The 870-nt window shown below is 35.7% G+C and carries 1 protein-coding gene and 1 pseudogene; both read right to left on the bottom strand.

From position 1 onward, the window contains the following. Window positions 1-677, bottom strand: a 677-nt coding sequence (locus ADI58_RS10280) for a zeta toxin family protein (protein ID WP_049522518.1), incomplete at its 3' end; no start/stop codon positions are given. Then, window positions 677-870 (bottom strand): annotated as a pseudogene (locus ADI58_RS10275) (XRE family transcriptional regulator); the annotation flags it as partial. The gene ADI58_RS10280 and the pseudogene ADI58_RS10275, both read right to left, overlap by 1 nt.

Below are 870 nucleotides of genomic sequence, written 5' to 3'. Positions count from 1 at the left end.
TCATGAAGAACGGTTGCTGCTGAAGTTGTATTTTCTTTTGAATCATATACACAACTTCTATCTCGTTGATAAATTTGAATTCTTTCAAAGATAGCTAGTTCTTCCAATTGTCGTGTATTATCAACTAAATGATTTACAATGAAATCATGATGTTCTTTTGGAGTTGCGCGTGCTTGATTTGGATTGATAGCGTATAGTTCTTCGTATCGGATAAGAGTACTTAGATAGGACAGCTCAGGCTTTGTCGCAATCAAGGCTAATTGTACTTCATATCCCTTATTTTTCAAGAGTTGTGCTGTTTTCTTTGGAACATCAACTGTTCGTAAAGTTCCCTCTATCAAAAGATTGTATCCCAAATGACTTAATTCGGTTACTAAAGACTCTACCATTTTCCCTGCAAAATCCTTGGTGTATTCTACACTGTCTTTGCCATATTCTTGCTGCAGTTCTAAATAGTGTGGATGCTGAGAACGAAAACTATCGCCATCTATGATAACAATATTTCCTGGAAATTCTTTCTGTTTAATACGATGAATTGTAGTCTTACCAGCACCACTTTGACCTCCAAGCAAAATAGCTATAGGCTGCTTACTGGACTTTTTTCCTCTTGTCAGTGAGCGAAGATTCCGTGCTAAAGTATGTTTGAATTCGCTATCAGTATAATCTTGGATTTCCACTAGGCTACCATCCGTTTTTCAGATATCTCTAACATACGTTCAATTCCATCCAAATAGCCGCTATATCTCTCTATTTCATCAAAAGTTTCTACTAAATAGATATTCGTATGAATCAAGTCAGATAGATCATCACTCATTAAAATCCAAGGATTAGATTCATCATCAATGCTAATTCCCTGACTATCTTGATAAC

It is taken from the genome of Streptococcus mitis (assembly GCF_001074635.1).
Lineage (GTDB): Bacteria > Bacillota > Bacilli > Lactobacillales > Streptococcaceae > Streptococcus > Streptococcus mitis_E.
The sequence above is the reverse complement of the archived record's forward strand: the minus strand, read 5'-3'. Positions and strand labels throughout refer to the sequence as shown.